Annotated in this window: 18 protein-coding genes; 3 read left to right on the top strand and 15 right to left on the bottom strand. The window is 57.7% G+C overall.

Translation table 11 applies throughout. The features are described 5' to 3' along the window. Positions 1-3: 3 nt before the first annotated feature. From hpaH to hpaG, 5 genes are all read right to left on the bottom strand, one after another. Complete coding sequence (gene hpaH / locus B3X29_RS02950) at positions 4-807, bottom strand: 2-oxo-hept-4-ene-1,7-dioate hydratase (RefSeq protein WP_290503934.1); 804 nt, start codon at positions 805-807, stop codon at positions 4-6. 109 nt (positions 808-916) lie between these two features. Continuing rightward, positions 917-1,297: a 5-carboxymethyl-2-hydroxymuconate Delta-isomerase gene (locus B3X29_RS02945; protein WP_290503532.1), complete on the bottom strand. Its 381-nt coding sequence runs from the start codon at positions 1,295-1,297 to the stop codon at positions 917-919. A 9-nt stretch (positions 1,298-1,306) separates the two neighbouring features. Further along, on the bottom strand, positions 1,307-2,158 hold the full coding sequence (gene hpaD, locus B3X29_RS02940) for a 3,4-dihydroxyphenylacetate 2,3-dioxygenase (protein ID WP_290503531.1): 852 nt from the start codon (positions 2,156-2,158) through the stop codon (positions 1,307-1,309). Position 2,159: 1 nt separating this feature from the next. Then, positions 2,160-3,626, bottom strand: coding sequence for a 5-carboxymethyl-2-hydroxymuconate semialdehyde dehydrogenase (gene hpaE, locus B3X29_RS02935; RefSeq protein ID WP_290503530.1), 1,467 nt, complete (start codon positions 3,624-3,626; stop codon positions 2,160-2,162). Beyond that, entirely contained in the window at positions 3,626-4,900 is a 1,275-nt protein-coding gene (gene hpaG / locus B3X29_RS02930; protein WP_290503529.1) for a 4-hydroxyphenylacetate degradation bifunctional isomerase/decarboxylase, read from the bottom strand. The genes hpaE and hpaG overlap by 1 nt, the downstream gene beginning before the upstream one ends. Before the next feature lie 272 nt (positions 4,901-5,172). Here hpaG and hpaR point away from each other — a divergent pair, with 272 nt between their 5' ends. Then, entirely contained in the window at positions 5,173-5,613 is a 441-nt protein-coding gene (gene hpaR / locus B3X29_RS02925) for a homoprotocatechuate degradation operon regulator HpaR (RefSeq protein WP_103178148.1), read from the top strand. Between the two features lie 85 nt (positions 5,614-5,698). Further along, positions 5,699-7,363, top strand: coding sequence for a methyl-accepting chemotaxis protein (gene tsr / locus B3X29_RS02920; RefSeq protein ID WP_290503528.1), 1,665 nt, complete (start codon positions 5,699-5,701; stop codon positions 7,361-7,363). Positions 7,364-7,475: 112 nt separating this feature from the next. Here tsr and B3X29_RS02915 read toward each other — a convergent pair whose 3' ends face one another. Together B3X29_RS02915 and B3X29_RS02910 are read right to left on the bottom strand one after the other, a co-directional pair. Beyond that, positions 7,476-8,837 (bottom strand): MFS transporter, encoded by a 1,362-nt coding sequence (locus B3X29_RS02915; protein ID WP_180209948.1) that lies wholly within the window; start codon positions 8,835-8,837, stop codon positions 7,476-7,478. A gap of 207 nt (positions 8,838-9,044) precedes the next feature. Continuing rightward, positions 9,045-9,959 carry a GntR family transcriptional regulator gene (locus B3X29_RS02910; RefSeq protein ID WP_103178151.1) on the bottom strand — a complete coding sequence of 305 codons (915 nt, stop codon included), beginning with the start codon at positions 9,957-9,959 and terminating at the stop codon, positions 9,045-9,047. 148 nt (positions 9,960-10,107) lie between these two features. Here B3X29_RS02910 and B3X29_RS02905 point away from each other — a divergent pair, with 148 nt between their 5' ends. Continuing rightward, positions 10,108-11,130 (top strand): zinc-binding alcohol dehydrogenase family protein, encoded by a 1,023-nt coding sequence (locus B3X29_RS02905; RefSeq protein ID WP_290503527.1) that lies wholly within the window; start codon positions 10,108-10,110, stop codon positions 11,128-11,130. 79 nt (positions 11,131-11,209) lie between these two features. Here the strand turns inward: B3X29_RS02905 and opgB are convergent, their stop codons facing one another. The 8 genes from opgB to B3X29_RS02865 all read right to left on the bottom strand — a co-directional run bounded on the left by opgB (position 11,210) and on the right by B3X29_RS02865 (position 18,099). Next, positions 11,210-13,501: a phosphatidylglycerol--membrane-oligosaccharide glycerophosphotransferase gene (opgB, locus tag B3X29_RS02900; protein ID WP_103181024.1), complete on the bottom strand. Its 2,292-nt coding sequence runs from the start codon at positions 13,499-13,501 to the stop codon at positions 11,210-11,212. Between the two features lie 215 nt (positions 13,502-13,716). Beyond that, a complete protein-coding gene (locus B3X29_RS02895; protein WP_103178152.1) occupies positions 13,717-14,223 on the bottom strand; it encodes a DUF2501 domain-containing protein in 507 nt (168 codons plus the stop codon). Positions 14,224-14,306: 83 nt separating this feature from the next. Then, entirely contained in the window at positions 14,307-15,044 is a 738-nt protein-coding gene (dnaC, locus tag B3X29_RS02890; protein ID WP_103178153.1) for a DNA replication protein DnaC, read from the bottom strand. Next, positions 15,041-15,586: a primosomal protein DnaT gene (dnaT, locus tag B3X29_RS02885; RefSeq protein ID WP_290503526.1), complete on the bottom strand. Its 546-nt coding sequence runs from the start codon at positions 15,584-15,586 to the stop codon at positions 15,041-15,043. Before dnaT ends, dnaC begins: the two co-directional genes overlap by 4 nt. A gap of 105 nt (positions 15,587-15,691) precedes the next feature. After that, complete coding sequence (locus tag B3X29_RS02880; RefSeq protein ID WP_103178155.1) at positions 15,692-16,120, bottom strand: organic hydroperoxide resistance protein; 429 nt, start codon at positions 16,118-16,120, stop codon at positions 15,692-15,694. A 30-nt stretch (positions 16,121-16,150) separates the two neighbouring features. Further along, positions 16,151-16,792 carry a TetR family transcriptional regulator gene (locus tag B3X29_RS02875; RefSeq protein WP_156653884.1) on the bottom strand — a complete coding sequence of 214 codons (642 nt, stop codon included), beginning with the start codon at positions 16,790-16,792 and terminating at the stop codon, positions 16,151-16,153. Positions 16,793-16,858: 66 nt separating this feature from the next. After that, positions 16,859-17,332 carry a threonine/serine exporter gene (locus B3X29_RS02870; RefSeq protein WP_103178157.1) on the bottom strand — a complete coding sequence of 158 codons (474 nt, stop codon included), beginning with the start codon at positions 17,330-17,332 and terminating at the stop codon, positions 16,859-16,861. Then, complete coding sequence (locus B3X29_RS02865) at positions 17,323-18,099, bottom strand: threonine/serine ThrE exporter family protein (RefSeq protein ID WP_103178158.1); 777 nt, start codon at positions 18,097-18,099, stop codon at positions 17,323-17,325. Before B3X29_RS02865 ends, B3X29_RS02870 begins: the two co-directional genes overlap by 10 nt. Positions 18,100-18,491 lie beyond the last annotated feature (392 nt).

Raw genomic sequence — 18,491 nt, 5'->3', positions numbered from 1 at the left:
CTCCTAGACAAAGCGGCAGCTGATGGAGCCCATGTTGCCGTAGTCCACGTGGAAGGTATCGCCTTTGCTGGCCGCGACCGGACGGGTAAACGAACCGCCGAGGATGATCTGCCCCGGCTCAAGCTGCACGTCGTACGGTGCAAGTTTGTTAGCCAGCCACGCCACGCCGTTAGCCGGGTGGTTGAGCACGCCCGCGGCGACGCCGGTCTCTTCGATCACGCCGTTGCGATAGAGCAGGGCGGAGATCCAGCGCAGATCCAGCTCGTCGGGCTTAATCGGACGGCCGCCGAGGATCACGCCCGCGTTGGCGGCGTTATCGGAGATGGTGTCGAACACCTTGCGCGGGCGCTGGGTTTCCGGGTCAATGTTGTGGCAGCGGGCGTCGATCAGCTCCAGCGCGGGGATGACGTAATCTGTGGCGTTGTAGACGTCGAAGATCGTGCAGTTCGGGCCGCGCAGCGGTTTCGCCAGCACGAAGGCCAGCTCCACCTCAATGCGTGGGACGATAAAGCGGTCGGTGGGGATATCGCTGCCGTCATGGAAGAACATATCGTCCAGCAGGGCGCCGTAATCTGGCTCGCTGATCTGCGAGCTGGCCTGCATCGCCTTCGAAGTAAGGCCGATCTTGTGGCCTTTCAGGGTGCGGCCTTCGGCGATTTTCAGGCTTACCCATTCGCGCTGGACGGCGTAGGCGTCGTCAATGGTGATCTGCGGGTAATCCAGCGAGATCGCACGGATCTGCTCCCGGGTCTGTTCCGCCTGATGCAGGCGATGGGCAATCAGGGTATGGGTCTGTTTGTCGAGCATGGCGATATCCTGTGGCATTGCATTGCCGGGTGGCGCTACGCTTACCCGGCCTACGGTTCGGGGTCGTTGTAGGCCCGGTAAGCGCAGCGCCACCGGGCATGAGGGCGCGCTACTTAAACAACGCGTGTACGTTGTTCTGTTTGAAGTTGAGCGTCGGGTGCAGCTCGTCGAGCTCAAACGACAGCGCCAGATAGCGGGCGTCCATCAGCCCGGCGAAGTGGTCTTTAATCAACGTAAACAGCATCTCCCCCACCTGCTGACGGCTCTCAAGGCTGCGGCCCGCGCCAATCTTCAGCGTCATATGCACAAAGGCGTAATCCTGTTTACCGTCCGCCATCTGCCAGGTATCCAGCCAGTGGGCGCGGCTGCGGATCCCGCCGAGGGGGAAGATGCCGGTGGCGGCCAGCGCCTCGTTGACTTTGGCGAACAGGCCCGGCAGGTCGGCCTGCTCGCGGATGTTGTCGGTACATTCAGCGATAAAATGCGGCATGGTGGCTCCTTACGCGGGCAGAGGGAAAACGGCGTTAACCTGACCGGTGCCGGAGCTGGGGAACAGCTCGGTGAGAAACTCCACCTTGCCGTCGTATCTGTCCCAGCCGAGCATGCCCAGCAGCATCACCGTGTCGTGCATATTGCCCTCCCCGTAGCAGTAGTCGGCGTACTCCGGCAGCATGCTGCAAAACTCTTTGAACTGGCCTTCGCGCCACAGCTTCACCACCCGCTCATCCATCTGGCGATCAAACTCGCGGGTGTAGCTGTTCATCCCCTCTTCGGCGCGCTGGTCGTCAATAAAGCGGTGTGAGAGCGAGCCGCTGGCAAGCACCGCCACGGTGCCGTCATATTTCTCGATGGCGCTCAGGATTGCCTCACCCAGCCTGCGGCTGTCGGCAAAGTCATGTACCGTGCAGAAGGCCGAGATGGAGACCACTTTGAAGTGCTTGTCGGCGTTCATGTAGCGCATCGGCACCAGGGTGCCGTACTCCAGCTTCAGGCTCGGAATGTTGTGCGCTTTGGCGCGCACGCCAAGCTTCACCGCCTCGTCGGCAATCAGCTGGCCCAGCGCCGGGTTGCCGTCGTAGTCGTAGGTCATGTCGCGGATAAAGTGCGGCAGCTCATTGCTGGTGTAGACGCCCGAAAAATGGTCCGCACAGTTGATGTGATAGGCGCTGTTCACCAGCCAGTGGGTGTCGAAGACGATAATGGTATCGACGCCCATCTCGCGGCAGCGTCTGCCGATCTCTTTATGCCCGTCGATGGCCCCCTGACGGCAGCCAAAGTTTTTACCGGGGATCTCAGAGAGATACATCGACGGAACGTGGGTGATTTTTGCTGCTAACGCTAACTTGCCCATTTCATACCCCCCATTTCGGGATCGGATGGTCGCCCATCGAGATACAGACGTTTTTCATCTCGGCGAAGACTTCAAAGCTGTACTCGCCGCCTTCGCGTCCGGTGCCGGAGGCCTTCACGCCGCCAAACGGCTGGCGCAGATCGCGCACGTTCTGGGTATTCACAAACACCATGCCCGCCTCGATATTGCGCGCCAGACGCAGCACCTTGCTGACGTCCTGGGTCCAGATGTAGGACGCCAGGCCGTACTCCACGTCGTTCGCCAGGCGCAGCCCTTCCGCTTCGTCCTTAAACGGCAGCAGGCAGGCCACCGGGCCGAAGATCTCCTCCTGCGCCACGCGCATGCGGTTGTCGACATCCGCCAGCACCGTTGGGCGCAGGAAGTTGCCGCCTTTCAGATGGGCAGGCAGATCCGCCGGTTTATCCGGGCCGCCCGCCAGCAGGGTCGCCCCCTCCTCAATGCCCAGGCGGATATAGCCGGAGACTTTCTCCCAGTGCTGTTGGCTGATAAGGGCCCCGATCTGGGTATTCGGATCGGTCGGATCGCCCACCCGCAGGCGGTTGGCGCGCTCGGCGAAGCGTTTGACGAATTCCGGGTAGATGCTCTGCTGGATGAAGATGCGCGAGCCCGCGGTGCAGCGTTCGCCGTTGATGGAGAAGATGGTGAACAGGGCGGCATCCAGGGCGCGTTCGATATCGGCATCTTCAAACACCAGCACCGGCGATTTGCCCCCCAGCTCCATGGAGTATTTTTTCAGCCCGGCGCTCTGCATGATGCGCCGTCCGGTGGCGGTGCCGCCGGTAAAGGAGACGGCGCGCACGTCGTGATGGCGCACCAGCGCGTCGCCTGCCGTGGCGCCATAGCCCTGCACCACGTTGAGTACCCCCGCCGGAATGCCCGCCTCCAGCGCCAGCTCGCCTAAGCGGTCAGCGGTGAGCGGCGACAGCTCGGACATCTTCAGCACCGCGGTGTTACCCAGCGCCAGGCAGGGAGCGACCTTCCAGGTGGCGGTCATAAAGGGCACGTTCCATGGCGAGACCAGGGCGCAGACCCCCACCGGTTGCACCAGGGTGTAGTTCAGCATCTTGTCGTCGACCGGATAGGTCTTGCCGTTCATCTGCTGGCACACTTCGGCGAAGAACTCGAAGTTGTGCGAAGCGCGGGGGATCAGCACGTTTTTGGTCTGGTGGATCGGCAGACCGGTGTCCGCGGTCTCCATCGCGGCGATCTCCGGCACGTTCTGGTCAATCAGCTCGCCCAGGCGACGCATCAGGCGCGCGCGCTCTTTCATCGGCAGGTTGGCCCATTTCGGGAACGCCGCTTTAGCTGCTTCGACGGCCTGGTTGATCTCATCTGCGCCGCCGGAGGCCACCTCCGCCAGCACCTCGCCGGTAGCCGGGTTGGTAGTGTGGAAGGTGTCGCTACCCGCCACGTTTTTACCGTTTATCCAGTGGTTAATCTTTTTCATTATTTGGCCTCCTCGCTGACAATCCGGTTGACCAGACGGCCAACGCCTTCCACTTCCACGACCACTTCATCTCCCGGGCGCACGTCGGCGAGCCCTTTCGGCGTGCCGGTGGCGATCATGTCCCCCGGTTGCAGGGTCATAAATTCACTTAAGTAAGCAATCAGGAACGGGATGCTGAAGATCAGATCCGCCGTGGTCCCTTCCTGACGTAATTCACCGTTGACGAAAGTGCGCAGGGTGAGGTTATGCGGGTCAGGGATCGCCGCTTTCGGCACGATGTGAGGGGAAATGGGCGTTAACCCGTCGCGGCTTTTGACCCGCAGATTCGGGCGGTAGTAATTTTCGAGATAGTCGCGGATGGCGTAGTCGTTACAGACCGTGTAGCCGGCAACAAAATCCATCGCCTCGGCTTCGCTGACCTTACGCGCGGTTTTGCCGATCACCACCACCAGCTCCGCTTCGTAGTGCATGTAGTCGACGTTGTCCGGGCGCACCGAGGTCTGGTTGTCGCCGTTAAAGGTATTGGGCGCTTTGATAAAGACCAGCGGCTCGGTGGGGGGCTTAAAGTCCAGCTCGCTGGCGTGATCGGCGTAGTTCAGGCCGAGGGCAAACAGCGTGGGGTGAGGATTTGCACCCCGAGCGATGGCGACGTCGCGTTCATCGACAACCGGGTTTTCCAGCGCCGGAAAGCCTTCTGCCAGAATGCGCACGCGGTCGCCTGGCTGGAGCGGCACGCGCGAGTGCGGGGTGCCGAGCAGAATCGCGTCGCCGGGGTTGAGCGTTGCAAACTCACTCAGGGCGCTCAGCAGTTCAGCGGCGTTACGCTGCAAATCGGCGGTGTTCCAGTGGTCTGCTTCGCGACCGTTGATCTCGGTGATGATGGTCAGGTTATCCACGTTGTCGACGGCGGCGAGTTCACCCAGCGGGCAAAATCCATCCCGGCATTTGGCTTTGATTGCCGGGCGGTAGAAGCTCTCTTCCGGCAGGCTCACCTCGTTTGCCAGCGCGTACCCGGCAATGTAGTCGGCGGCCTCTTCCGGGCTGACTTTGCTCGCGGTTTTGCCGACAATCAGCGCCACCGTGGCGCCGCTCAGCACCTGTTCCCCTTCAGGATGCGGAATAGCATCGCCGGCGCGGATCAGAGTGTTGCGCGGTTTGATAAACCAGACGGCGGTTTTCGGTGGCGTGTTGTACGGGGGCTGGTTAAACGCGTCGCGCCAGGCGTCGACCTGGCTGCGGTGATTGAGTGCCACCGCAAAAACAGTACCTTTCATTACTTTCTCCTCGGGCCCGGGTCGCGGGTTTTGAGTTCATTAATATGTTAATGATTAGTTTTTAGTCCCTCGCTGTCTGTTTGGCAAACAAAAGTGAATATTTTGTGATAGTGATAACAATAAATTTACATTTACCTAAAATTAATGATATATATCAGTAGTTTAATATTTTAATGTGATATCTGTTAGACTTTTCAGTCGCGCCGCTGGTGCGCAGAGAGAGCGTTATACATTGATTGTTTCGTTATTAATGATGTTGAGGTGGGAGCGCCATGCACGATTCGTTAACTATCGCACTACTCCAGGCGCGGGAAACCGCGATGACCTTTTTTCGCCCGATTATCAAGCAGCAGAATCTGACGGAGCAGCAGTGGCGGATCGTGCGCGTGCTGGCGGAGCATCCGTCGATGGACTTTCATGATCTGGCCTTCCGCACCTGTATTCTGCGCCCGAGCCTGACCGGGATCCTGACGCGTATGGAGCGCGACGGGCTGGTGCTGCGCTTAAAGCCGCTCAACGACCAGCGCAAGCTCTATGTCTCCCTCACCAAAGAGGGGAACGCCCTGTATGAACGCGCCCAAGCGCAGGTGGAAGAGGCCTATCAGCAGATTGAGGCGCGGTACACGCCGGAAAAAATGCAGCAGCTGACGGCGCTGCTACAGGAGTTTATTGCGCTGGGCGATGGGCAGGTTAACAGCCAGGAAGAGGAGTAGATCGCTTCGGTCATCAACACAATTTCCGTAAAGTTTTCCCATTCCAGGCCGAAAATTCTGTACCTGTCTGGTGGAATGAGAAATCATGTTAAATCGTATCAAGATTGTTACCAGCTTATTGCTGGTTTTGGTTATTTTTGGCCTATTACAGCTCACATCCGGTGGTCTTTTCTTTAATGCCCTGAAGCATGACAAAGAAAACTTCACCGTCCTGCAAACCATTCGTCAGCAACAATCCACGCTTAACAGCAGCTGGGTAGCGTTGCTGCAAACCCGTAACACCCTGAACCGCGCGGGCATCCGCTACATGATGGATCAGAACAACATCGGTAGCGGTGCCACCGTGAACGATCTGATGCAGATTGCTGCTGCTTCACTGAAGCAGGCGGAAAAAAGCTGGGCGGAGTACGAAGCCCTGCCGCGTGACCCGCGTCAGAGTGAAGGCGCCGCGCTGGAAATCAAACGTAACTACGATATCTATCATGGTGCGCTGGCCGAACTGATCCAGCTGCTGGGCGCAGGCAAGATCAATGAGTTCTTCGATCAGCCGACCCAGAGCTACCAGGATGGCTTTGAGAAGCAGTACGTTAACTATCTGCAGCAGAACGATCATCTGTATCAGACCGCCGTGGACGACAGCAACAGCTCTTACAGCCAGGCCCTCTGGATCCTGCTCAGCGTGCTGATCCTGGTGCTGGTGGTGATTGTCGGCGTGTGGCTGGGTATCCGTCACTCTCTGATCTCTCCGCTGAACCGTCTGACTGACAGCATTCGTCATATCGCCGGCGGCGATCTGGTGAAACGCATCGAAGTGGAAGGTTCTAACGAGATGGGGCAGCTGGCCGATACGCTGCGTCACATGCAGGCTGAACTGATGCGTACCGTCGGCGACGTGCGTAATGGCGCTAACGCCATCTACAGCGGCGCGAGCGAAATCTCCATGGGTAACAACGATCTCTCCTCCCGTACCGAGCAGCAGGCGGCCTCGCTGGAAGAGACCGCAGCCAGCATGGAAGAGCTGACCGCCACCGTGAAGCAGAACGCCGAGAACGCCCGTCAGGCGAGCCATCTGGCGCTGAGCGCATCCGAAACCGCGCAGAAAGGCGGCAAAGTGGTGGATAACGTGGTGCAAACCATGCGTGACATCGCCGGAAGTTCGCAGAAGATTGCTGACATCATCAGCGTGATCGACGGTATTGCCTTCCAGACCAACATCCTGGCGCTGAACGCGGCGGTAGAAGCGGCGCGTGCCGGTGAGCAGGGTCGTGGTTTTGCGGTGGTCGCGGGTGAAGTCCGTAACCTGGCCCAGCGCAGCGCCCAGGCCGCACGCGAGATCAAGAGCCTGATTGAGGACTCCGTGGGTCGCGTCGAAGTGGGTTCCACGCTGGTGGAAAGCGCCGGTGAGACCATGGGTGAAATCGTCAGCGCGGTGACCCGCGTAACCGACATTATGGGTGAGATCGCCTCTGCCTCTGATGAGCAGAGCCGCGGTATCGACCAGGTGGGTCTGGCGGTGGCCGAGATGGATCGCGTCACCCAGCAGAACGCCTCGCTGGTGCAGGAATCTGCGGCTGCGGCAGCGGCACTGGAAGAGCAGGCGAGCCGTCTGACTCAGGCCGTGGCGGTGTTCCGCATTCAGCAGGAGCAGCAGAAAACCCATGCACACGCGGCGGTGAAAACCGTGACGTCGCCGGTAACGACGCGCAAAGCGGCGGTTACCGACAGCGGTGACAACTGGGAAACCTTCTGATGTGAATAGCGCCCTGTTCAGGCAGGGCGCTGTTTTTGTGCCCGGCTGCGCTGCGCTTGCGCGGGCCTACGATTTTGTAGGCCGGGTAAGGCGAAGCCGCCACCCGGCACTATTACTGCTGACGCGGATCGCTGATCGGCTGACGCACCAGGAAGATATAGGCTAACGCCCCCAGCGCCGTGACGCAGCCGCAGATGATCAGCGCCAGGCGGAACGAGTGGGTGGTGTCGACGATAAACCCGGTGACAATCGGGGCAAACGAGGCGCAGATGAAACTGGCGAAGTTTTGAATGCTGCCCACCGAGGCGGTCATCCGTGATGCCACGGCCACATGAATCAATCCCCAGCACGATGTGCCCGCAAAGTGGATGCAGAACAGCGCCATCCCAATCAGCAGTACCGCACTCATCGCCGTGGTCGCTTCCGGTACCACGAAGGTGAAGGCCGCCGAACAGAGCATCCCGCTGATAATGCACAGCTTACGGCTGCGTACCGGCGCCATGCCGCGTTTCACCAGCGCATCGGTGGTGAAGCCATTGACTAACATCCCCGCTGCACCAAACAGGAACGGAATGGCCGCCATCAGGCCGGTGCTTTTCAGATCCAGGTTATAGGCCGTTTGCAGATAGCCCGGCAGCCAGGCCAGATAGAGCCAGGCGGTATAGTTGATGCCGCTAAAGCCCAGCATCATTCCCCACATGGTGCGGTTGCGGAACAGGCTGCGCCATTCAGCAAAACTTAAGGGATCGCGACGGGTGTTAACGCTACCGGCGTTGAGGTACGCCTGCTCGACGCCGCTCAGCTCGAGCTCCTCGCGGTTGCGATAGAGCATGTACCAGCCAATAGCGAGGAAAATACCCAATACGCCGATGGTGATAAACATCCCGCGCCAGCCCATCACCAGCATCATTGCCGCCAGCAGCGGCGGGCTGATGGCCACGCCGATGGTCGAGGCGGCGTTGAAAAAGCCCATCGGACGGCCACGCTCTTTGATGTTGAACCAGTCGTTAATTACCTTTACGCCACAGGGGTTCATCGGCGCTTCGCCAATCCCCATCCCGATGCGCACCAGCACGAACTGGGTAAAGCTGTGAACCATCCCGGACATCGCCTGGAACAGCGACCAGAAGAACATTCCCAGCCCCAGCATCAGGCGCGGGCCTTTGCGGTCCAGCAGCGGGCCGCAGGGCAGCTGGGCGATACCATACGCCAGCGAGAACACCGATAGCAGGGCGCCGATCTCGGTGGCGCTGAGACCCAGCTCCTCGCGAATGGTAAGATTTGCCACCGACAGCGAGCTGCGATCGAGATAATTAATGACCGCGGCAAAAAACAATAACAGCATCGCTGTCGTCTGGATGCGCTTTATTCGCGCGCTACGCTGAATAGCGCCTGTTGGCGGCAGAGAAATATCTGTTGTTTTTTCTTTGTCAAAGGTGGTCTGCGGGTCGAGAGTTATATTGCTTTTTTCCACGCCGGACTCCTGAATTATTGTAGGGGTATTCTCTGATCTTTTATTAGAGAAATATCTATAACGATAAGTGATGGAATATCCGCATTCCTCACCGCGCAATAAAAAATTAAGTCGACTCCCGGTGAGCATAGGCAGCCGTTATTTTCCCGCGTGTGTCCGATCGCGGAAGCGTGCTGTCCGTAAAGATTTGCTGTTTTTAATCGGTACTTAATAAAAGACCGTCGCGCTCTGGTTAATGGAGCGGATCATCGACTGTTTCGCGGTATGCAGGTGATTACGCATCGCCAGATTGGCATCCAGATCGTTGCGGCATATAAGCGCGCTAAGGATGGTCATATGCTCATCGATGGCGATGATATTGCGCTGCTTCAGGTCGCTCTCATCCCACTGGTAGTGGAAATGGAAGATGAATGAGATGATCTCCAGCGACTGGTTGAAAAAGATGTTGTTGGCGGCGGAGAGCAGCAGGGAGTGGAAGTCGCGATCCAGCCGGGAGAACTGGCGGAAGCTGTCGCCGATGCTGTCGCGCAGGGCGCGGTGCTCCTCCAGCAGGGTGCGGGCCTGGAGCCAGCGCGGGTCGCTGTCGGGCAGATTGAGGAAATGCTGCAGGGCGTGGGTTTCGAGCATTTCGCGCAGCTCGAATAGCTGCTCAGCCCACGACTGGTCAAACTGCTTCATTCGCCACTGGCCGCGCTTTTCGCTCTCGATCAGGTTGTAGCGGCTAAATTTAAGTAAGTACTCCCTTACCACCACCGGGCTGACGCCTGCGCTACGCGCCAGCGCCAGCTCCGAAAAGGCCTCTCCGGCACGCAGAATGCGCTGGTTGATCATCGACAAAAAGCTCTGCTCAAAAAGCCGGGTCTGCTCGGCCAGCGGCGCGATCTCGCAGCTGAAGCCATCGCTGGCGTCGGGCTTGCGGGCAATCACGTAGTCATTGTTCACCCGCGTCAGTACGCCGCAGTCGCAGAGATGGGCCTGGATGTGGCGCACGGTGGTGCGACTGATGTTGTACATCTCCGCCAGCGCGCTTTGTGAGGGCAGCGGTGACGGAATGTGGCCCCTCGCCATGTCGTCGATCACCTGGTTAATCACGTTATGACGCAAATTTTGCGAACGGCTCATGAAAGATTCCTTCTGGCAGAAAAGGGGGCATTAAAACCCTATTTAAAACGGCTTTATGCGCGGCAATTCACAAATCCCTTTATTGCCCACCCGTTATTTTGCGTTTTCATCAATATCTGAAACCACGACAGAACGGGAGAAACAAAAAATGATGACGATGAATACGCTGGTATGTCAGGAACCGAAAAAATTACGCTGGACGCAGCGGGAAGTGCCCGTTCCCGGCGATGATGAGGCGCTGATAAAAATAAAAACGGTGGGCATTTGTGGGACCGATATACATGCCTGGGGCGGCAATCAACCCTTTTTTAATTATCCCCGCGTGCTTGGGCATGAAATATGTGGCGAGGTGGTAGGGATCGGCAAAAATATTCGCACGCTGCATCAAGGCCAGCAGGTAGCCGTCATTCCTTACGTCGCCTGCCAGCACTGTCCGGCCTGCCTGAGCGGCAAAACCAACTGCTGCGAAGCTATCTCGGTGATCGGCGTACATCAGGACGGCGGTTTTAGCGAGTATCTGTCGGTGCCGGTGAGCAACCTGCTGCCCGCAGACGGGATCGACCCCGAGGCGGCGGCCCTGATCGAGCCGTTTGCGATAAGCGCCCATGCGGTACGCCGCGCAGCCATTCAGCCGGGAGAGCACCTGCTGGTTGTGGGGGCCGGACCGATTGGCCTGGGGGCGGCGGCGATTGCGCATGCGGATGGCGCGCGGGTGGTGGTCGCCGATACCAGTCCCGCCCGGCGAGAACATGTGCAGCGCTCTCTGGGCGTAGCGGCGCTCGATCCCTCGGCAGCCGATTTTACCGATCGGCTGCGGGCGGAATACGACGGGGCCCTGGCGCAGAAGGTGATTGACGCTACCGGTAATCCGCAGGCGATGAACAATACCGTCAATCTGATCCGCCACGGCGGTACCATCGTCTTTGTCGGGCTGCACAAGGGCGATCTGCAATTCTCCGATCCGGAGTTTCATAAGAAAGAGACCACCATGATGGGGAGCCGCAACGCCACCGGGGAGGATTTCGCCAAAGTGGGACGGCTGATGGCTGAAGGCAAATTGACGGCAGAGATGATGCTGACCCACCGCTACGCGTTTCGTGAGCTGGCGGAAGTGTATGAGGCGGAGGTGATTAATAATCGCGGTCTGATTAAGGGCGTGATTGGCTTTTAACGGTTGCCATGCAGCGCCCGGGGAGGTGTTGGGCGCTGTTTTTTTCTTGCGAAGCGGGAGAGGCGAGCCTCTCCCGGGTTTACCCTTCCGCGTTAACCACTTTGATCTCCACCATCCCGATCCCCAGCTGGCGCGGAGAGTGGCCGAGAATATTCCCCTCGTTAGTGGACTCCGGTGCAGGCGGAACAATCACCAGCGTGCTGCTGTGCGACGGGTTGTCGAAATGCAGCGTCGTGGTGGTGACCTCGTTCCCCAGCGTCAGGGTCTGCTCTTTATCGCCAATACGTACCGGAATCGGTTTGTTAGCGTTTGGTCCCCAGGCTTTGGCGGTGATCACCAGGTCGAATTTCGCCGGCAGCGGCTGGTTATATTCGATCTTCACCTCATCACCCAGTTGGGCGTTAGACCAGCGTCCCCAGGATTCCGGACGCGAGATCCCGCTGAACTGCTTCACCTCTTCGGGCGCCCCGGCCACGTTAAAGACAAAGCTGTCAGCCTTGTAGCGGATGTCGTTGTCGGACACCTTGAGCATGTCGACGTTGCGCTGATAGCGATCGGTGCTGATCACTGTATCTTTAAACGCCGTCTTGCCCTTCCACTGCGCTTTATCGACATGCTGCACGGTCTGCTCGCCGCCTAACTGGCCCTGAGAAACACACCAGTCGGTAGAGAGCGCCAGCGGCTGCGACCAGAGCTGACCCATCTTGTAGCAGCGATCGACCCAGACGAAGTTATCCCGCGGGGCGAAATCCGCCAGCTGGTAGCGCAGCGGAGCCGAGTATTCGCTTTCCGGCAGCGGTTCCACTCGCTTATCGGAAACGCGCAGCAGCAGCGGCAGGCGGAAGTGGCTGTCGGAGAAGGCCATCATGTTTTTCTGGCTGTCGATGGTGAATTCTTTCAGCTCTTTCGGGAAGTTCCACAGGCGAATGACGTCCGGTTTCCACGCCAGCACTTTTTCCTTCATGTTGAGGAACACTTCAGATAGCGACTGCCCGGAGAGGCTACTGCGGCCCAGGCCGATAAAGTTATCCCCGCCGAGGATATCCAGCACCGTCGCGCCGTTATCCATGGTGTTGCGCTTCACGGCCATCACCTCCTGCTGCGGCTTATCGCCACGCAGGATAAAGAACAGGTTGCTGCGATCGTGCTTGTTCAGCGCATCCCAGGCGGTGTTTTTCATCGCCAGATGGTCGGAAGAGACCACAATCACCGTGTTTTTGAAGTACGGCGAGGCTTTGATTTTTTCGATCAGCGCCGCAATGTGCTCCTGACTACAGCCCACCGCGCTAAAGGATTGATTGGGCTTGCCGTCAAGGGCATAGCGCTTGCGCTGGCAGGTGCGGGAGATAAAGCCGTCCGGGTGGTGCGTATCCACCGTCAGGGCAAACAGCGAGAAGCGTTTGCCGGACTGTGACAGCGCCTCGAATTTTTTCCAGGTTTCATCCAGCACCGTATCGTCATAGAAGCCCCAGTCGTTACGGTAGGTCGGATCCGCGACGGTGGTTTTTAACTCTTCTGCACCGTAGAGATGGTCAAAACCGTGGGACTTCAGGAACACATCTTTCCCGGCGAAACGCAGGTTGGCGCCCTGCATGAAGTAGTTCTCGTACCCGGAGTTTTTCAGGATATCGCCGAGACAGATATTCTGCGGGAAGAAGCTCGACACCGATGCGGAAGCGTTACCTTCAAACGGGGCGAACAGCGGAATGCCACACTGGGAGGCGACCATGCCGGCGATGGTGTAATCGGTGCCAGGCAGCTGCGCGGTGTGGCTGAAATCGATCCCCTCATTTTTGATAGCACCCAGCTCCGGCGCGAGATCCGGGAAGGCGTCATTATCAAAGTAGGTACGCTCCAGGCTTTCGCCATAGATATAGACCAGGTTGAGTTTCGGGTTCGGAATGGTTTTACCCGGCTCTTTGTAATACGCCGCAAAGTCGGGATCGCCATCGCGGGACTGGGATTTCACCAGCTCGGTGATCTGGTGAAACGCCGGACTGGCATCCACCGAGGCGAGGGCCAGCACCAGCGCCAGCAGGCTATAACCGAGATGATGCGGATGATGACGGCGGCGGCGCAGGATCCAGCCCAGCAGGCCGAATACCGCCACCAGGGCAACCACCACACCAATACCTGGAAGTATGTACTTACTAACCCCGGCACCGGTCAGACTGTTGGTCAGGGTATAGAGAACAGCATCGTTAATGCCGTCGCCGGTAAAGTAGTCACTGGCGTAGAGGGTAATGTTCAGTACGACAAAAAGCCCCAGCACCAGCAGGGTGACGGCAAACCACCAGGTGTTACGACCCGCTTTGCGGGAATAGATAACCACCGAGGCGATAAACAGGGCAACAGAAATAAACTCTGACAACAGCTTATCCTCAACAAAGGCATCCGCCGATTGGCGGATTAACTGTTTAATTTTTGGATGATCCAATGTAATGGCGATGCCATCAAGCTGCAATTGTAGTGTCACGCAATTGTGCTGTTGTTAGGATTTGGTTTAGAAAATCGAATGTTTGACGGGCGTCGCTTTCTGCGGGGAAGGGGAGAAACGCCGCGGCAGCCGTCGCGGCGTGTCGGGGATCAGGAGATAAAGCTCATTCCCTGTTTCAGGACAAAATCACAGGCCTGGGCTTTGACCTTCTTCGCCAGCGGAGAGTTGCCGATGGTTTCCAGATTCAGCTGTTCGCCGTTATTGGCATTCAGCAGACCCTGGATCCCTTCCAGATAGTTGGTGTCCTGCTGCTGCTCTTCCTGGGTGTCGAGACCCAGCTTACCCAGCACCTGATTTTTAATGTTGGTGGCGTCGGTCATCGAGGCCAGCTTCTCTTTGGCGCAGTACTCGAGGATCCCGGCTGCGTTATTCATGTTGCTGGCAGAGAGCGACTGGGTGCCGTTGTTGAGCAGACCGGTGAGCGAGGAGAGGGAGAGGCCACCGCTCTGGGAGGTTGTAGTGGTGCTGTTGCTGCTGCCCGCGCTGAGCTGGCTGGCGGCGCTGTTGAGCGTATCCTGCCAGGAGGAGGCCGCCTGGGCTGTACCCGTCATCAGGAGGGCGCTGACTGCGGCGCTAAGAAGAAAATGTGTTTTCATAAGACCTACTCTGTCGATTGCCCGCCGGGGCGGAATGGCAGCCAGTATAAACCTCGCGACAGTGCAGGACTTGGGTAAATATCCTAATACTCTTTACCGGTAACGCGGCTGCGATAGCTTTCCCAGTCAAAAATCACATACAGACTGTTACCCAGTTTCATGCGATCCATCACCCGCTCGCCCAGCAGACGGGTCATCTCTTCAACGTTATGGTTGGTCAGCATGCCGGTCGGGCGTTTGGAGGAGGAGCGGCGATCGACAATCTGGTTGATGATCACCTTTTCATAGCGCGATTCGGTCTGCACGCCGATTTCATCAATCACCAGCAGATCCACGTTACTCAGATCGTTCAACAGCTGTTCTTCGCTGGTCTCCCGGTTGCTGAAGGTATCTTTCATGGCGGACATGATGTCAGCCACAGTGATGATCAGCACCGATTTACCGCGCAGCAGCAGCTCGTTGCAGATGGCCGCCGCGAGATGATTTTTGCCGGTGCCCGGCTTGCCGCTGAAGATAAAGCTGGCGATGTTGCCGTCGAACTCTTCTACGTACTGGCGCGCCTGTTGCAGAGCCTGGAGCTGTCCCTGGGTCTCCACCTTGTAGTTGTCGAAGGAGCAGTTCTGATGCAGAGGACGAATGCCGGAGCGGTTAAAGGTGCGCTGCATCTTCATGGCGCGGTTCTCCCGCGCCAGCGCCGCCGCACGGATCTTACCCTGCTCTTTTTGCCACGCCAGCAGCTCTTCACCGGTGGTAAAGGCCGGTTTGACGTTAGCGGGCATGATCTTCTGCAGACGTTTCATCAGTTCGCCGAACTCTTTCATTTGGCACCTCGGAATCCGTGGGGGATCTGTTTATCCGGTTCTGAAAAGGTATTCACATCGCGTCTGGCCTGGTTGCCGCTGCTGGCCCGGTTGATCTGCACGCTGCGCGCCAGCTTCTGCTGCCACTGGATATGGTGAAAGACTTTCCCTTCCGCCTGCCAGTACGCGGTAAAGGCGGCCAGCTCCTCAGGGGCGACGGGCTGGGTGAGGGCAATGCCCCACAGCGCCGCCTGACGCTGGAAATCGAGGTCCGGCTGCCAGCCACTGTACATGGCGAATTTGCCCATCGGCACCGCAACCGGCGCGCTGGTAGGCTCCTCGAAGAATTGGGTATCCAGAGTGACGTCACTGGCCGGGCGCGCCAGGCGCGCTTCCAGCTCCAGCAGCTCGGCCAGACGCTGCGGCGTGATGGCGTAAAAAGCCGGTGCGTTATCGGCGAAAACGGCGACAGTACCGCCTTGCGCCCTGGACAGCACGCCGCGGGGATCGTGCATAAAGGCATCAATGCCAGTGACGCTGGTGGTCAGGATTCTGGAGGACATAATACTTCTCTACTGAGTTACTGCGGACGAGATATGGGCTTATGGTAGCACAGAGAGGAGGGGGCAGGCAGGGGTCTGAAACCCGCTCCCTGACCCCCTGAAAAATCAGGAGATAATATTCAGCGTCACATCGATATTGTTGCGGGTGGCGTTAGAGTACGGGCAGACAATGTGCGCCGCATCCACCAGCTTTTTCGCCTCACTGGCGTCCATCCCTGGCAGGTGAATATTCAGTTTCGCTTCGATGCCAAACCCGGTTGGCAGCGGCCCGATCCCCACTTCGCCCTCAATAAAGGCATCCTGCGGCATGGTGATTTTGTCGCGGTTAGCCACAAATTTCATGGCGCCGAGAAAACAGGCTGAGTAGCCCGCCGCGAACAGTTGTTCCGGGTTGGTGACTTCACCGCCCGCGCCGCCCATCTCTTTGGGGACGCCCAGTTTGACATCCAGCACGCCGTCGGACGAGGTGGCGCGACCATCACGGCCGCCGGTAGCTTTGGCTTTGGCGGTATAGACAACTTTTTCTAAAGACATGGTAGGTTCCTTATCTCAGGGGTGAAAGCGCTAAGGACAGGTATAACGCAAGGCAACCTGAACCGCCATTTTTCGATAGTGTTGCCGCTGGGCCTGTTCATCAGCGCCATCCTCAAACAGCAGGGTGAAGGTGTAGCTGTTGGCCACATAGTGAAAGCTGAAGCTGCTGATGAGGCGATGCAAATCCCGGGCGTTCACCGTCTGGTTAAAGAGTTGCTTCTCTTTGCCGCGTTTGAGGATGGTTTCCAGCAGATCCAGCGCGCTGCGGTTCACCTGGCGCAGCAAGGCCGACTGCTGCATAAACCGGCCCCGCTGCATGTTCTCCATACAGATAATGCGGATGTAGTCCGGATGGTCGGCGTGATAGTCAAAGGTGGTTTCCACCAGCTCCACCAGCGCTTCTACCGGCGGCATTGCATCCAGGCTGAGCTGCATCTCACTGGCGCGGATCTGCGTGTAGACATATTCCAGCACCAGCAGGTAGAGGTTCTCTTTGGTCTTAAAGTGATACACCACCATCCGTTTGGTGGTGCCCGCTTTCTCGGCGATCTGCTCCATGCGAGCGCCGTTAAGCCCGTACTCGGCAAACAGCGAGAGGGCGCTGAGGAAGATTTTGTCTTTCAGGCGGGAGCCGTCGCCGTTTTCCGCGTTTTCGCTGCCGGGGTTAGACACATCTGCTCCTTACTTAGCCACATGAGAGCAGAGGATTATCACCACGGCAGCGGGAGAACACAACTCTCAAACCCGGGGGCGTTTGCGGTAGAGCCATAGCCCGGGGATCGACAGCCCGATTGAGAGGGCGCCGACGATTGACGAGGCTTTCAGGAAGTTAGTCAGCAGCATGATCATCTGCGCTTCGCTGTAGCCAAAGTGGCTAATTTTCACCGCCGAGATCATCGCGGTGTAGGCCGAAATGCCCGGAAACATCGGGATCACCGCCGCGACGGTAAAGACTTTGGGATGCGCCAGATACCAGCGCGACCACTGGATCCCAATGCTGCCCACCAGCATCGAGGCCATAAAGGTCGACCATTCGATATTCATCCCGGCGGTCATCATCGTCATACGCGAGCCGTGGCCGATCGCCCCCAAAAGCGCACACCACGGCAGGGCGCGATGGGGTACGTTAAATACCATGGCAAAACCCACCGCCGGAATGGCCGACAACATCATGTCCTGGGCCAGCGCCCAGAGAAAATCGATTACGCCCATCCGCGAAGTCCCCATAACGTCATGGCCATCACCACCCCAATACAGGTGGCGAGGGTGAGTAAACTGGCTATCGCCCAGCGGGCAAGACCGGTATTGATGTGACCTTTGAACATATCGGCCACGGCATTAATCAGTGGAAAGCCCGGCACCAGCAGCAGCACGCTGGCGGCCATGGCGATGGTCGGGGTGGTGGCAAAACCCGGCAGCCGCAGCAGCAGGCCGGAAACCGTGGTGGCGACAAAGGCGGTGATGCAGAAGTTAATTTGCGGGTGCAGATGCCGGCCTGTCAGCACCTGACGCACGTACATGGCGAGGGTGCTGGCGATAAAAGTCACCATAGCGCCATCCCAGCCGCCGTTGTTAAGTTTACAGAAGCAGGCGCAGGAGAGGCCCACCATCAGCACTACCAGCCAGCGTGGATAGCGCAACGGCTTGATCTGGCTGAAGCGTTTTTCGACCCCCTGCGCATCCAGCAGCTTGTGTTCCGCCATGATCACGATGTGTTGCACCTCGGTGACGACGTGCATGTTGATCCCGCGATCGTGGTTTTTACGCGTTGAGGTCAGACACTGGCCCGCTTTAATGGTGGTCAGCACAATCGCGTTAGAGGAGATGGCGCTCTCTACGCTGTCCATACCCAGAGCCAGCCCCAGTCGGGTAGAAAGCTCCTCCACCAGGGCGCTTTCGGCACCGTGTTGCAATAAAAAAAGGCCGCACTGAATACACAGTCGCGTGACGGCGCGTTGTGAGGATTGATCTGCCTGCATCTTTTGCCCTGAGGAGAGAGTGACGGGTGGATAGCCGGAATGTCTACTTTTAGCACACAAGCCGGTAGCGTTTGCTCTGGGCCAGATCAAGGTTTGAGCAGATTGATGCGGTAAATATACTTTTCGTTGAGCGCATTAATTATTAATTTCTATGGTTTTTATATTTACATATTTATTAAATCTATATTTAGAATATCTAACTTTCTCTTTTTAAAAATATAATGCACTACAGGTTAACATTGAAGGGTTATTTTGCGATATTAATGCTGTTTTGGCGGTGTATATATTTGTGATGCTGATTCTTATCGCACTCTCATTTCGCTCAGCTAATGAAAAAGGAAAGACATTACATTTTTACGTCGCCCTGTTAAACAAACAGGTAATTAAGTTAG

This window comes from Leclercia sp. UBA5076 (assembly GCF_002416465.1).
Lineage (GTDB): Bacteria > Pseudomonadota > Gammaproteobacteria > Enterobacterales > Enterobacteriaceae > Enterobacter.
This window is presented reverse-complemented; position numbering and strand designations above follow the sequence as displayed.

What these genes read in the sequence shown, in the direction of transcription:
- hpaE (WP_290503530.1), bottom strand. Translation starts at nt 3,626, where the DNA reads ATGAAAAAGATTAACCACTGGATAAACGGTAAAAACGTGGCGGGTAGC.
- hpaH (WP_290503934.1), bottom strand. Translation starts at nt 807, where the DNA reads ATGCTCGACAAACAGACCCATACCCTGATTGCCCATCGCCTGCATCAG.
- hpaD (WP_290503531.1), bottom strand. Translation starts at nt 2,158, where the DNA reads ATGGGCAAGTTAGCGTTAGCAGCAAAAATCACCCACGTTCCGTCGATG.
- dnaC (WP_103178153.1), bottom strand. Translation starts at nt 15,044, where the DNA reads ATGAAAGAGTTCGGCGAACTGATGAAACGTCTGCAGAAGATCATGCCC.
- dnaT (WP_290503526.1), bottom strand. Translation starts at nt 15,586, where the DNA reads ATGTCCTCCAGAATCCTGACCACCAGCGTCACTGGCATTGATGCCTTT.
- B3X29_RS02870 (WP_103178157.1), bottom strand. Translation starts at nt 17,332, where the DNA reads ATGGGCGTAATCGATTTTCTCTGGGCGCTGGCCCAGGACATGATGTTG.
- B3X29_RS02865 (WP_103178158.1), bottom strand. Translation starts at nt 18,099, where the DNA reads ATGCAGGCAGATCAATCCTCACAACGCGCCGTCACGCGACTGTGTATT.
- B3X29_RS02945 (WP_290503532.1), bottom strand. Translation starts at nt 1,297, where the DNA reads ATGCCGCATTTTATCGCTGAATGTACCGACAACATCCGCGAGCAGGCC.
- hpaR (WP_103178148.1), top strand. Translation starts at nt 5,173, where the DNA reads ATGCACGATTCGTTAACTATCGCACTACTCCAGGCGCGGGAAACCGCG.
- hpaG (WP_290503529.1), bottom strand. Translation starts at nt 4,900, where the DNA reads ATGAAAGGTACTGTTTTTGCGGTGGCACTCAATCACCGCAGCCAGGTC.
- B3X29_RS02905 (WP_290503527.1), top strand. Translation starts at nt 10,108, where the DNA reads ATGATGACGATGAATACGCTGGTATGTCAGGAACCGAAAAAATTACGC.
- B3X29_RS02895 (WP_103178152.1), bottom strand. Translation starts at nt 14,223, where the DNA reads ATGAAAACACATTTTCTTCTTAGCGCCGCAGTCAGCGCCCTCCTGATG.
- B3X29_RS02910 (WP_103178151.1), bottom strand. Translation starts at nt 9,959, where the DNA reads ATGAGCCGTTCGCAAAATTTGCGTCATAACGTGATTAACCAGGTGATC.
- tsr (WP_290503528.1), top strand. Translation starts at nt 5,699, where the DNA reads ATGTTAAATCGTATCAAGATTGTTACCAGCTTATTGCTGGTTTTGGTT.
- B3X29_RS02880 (WP_103178155.1), bottom strand. Translation starts at nt 16,120, where the DNA reads ATGTCTTTAGAAAAAGTTGTCTATACCGCCAAAGCCAAAGCTACCGGC.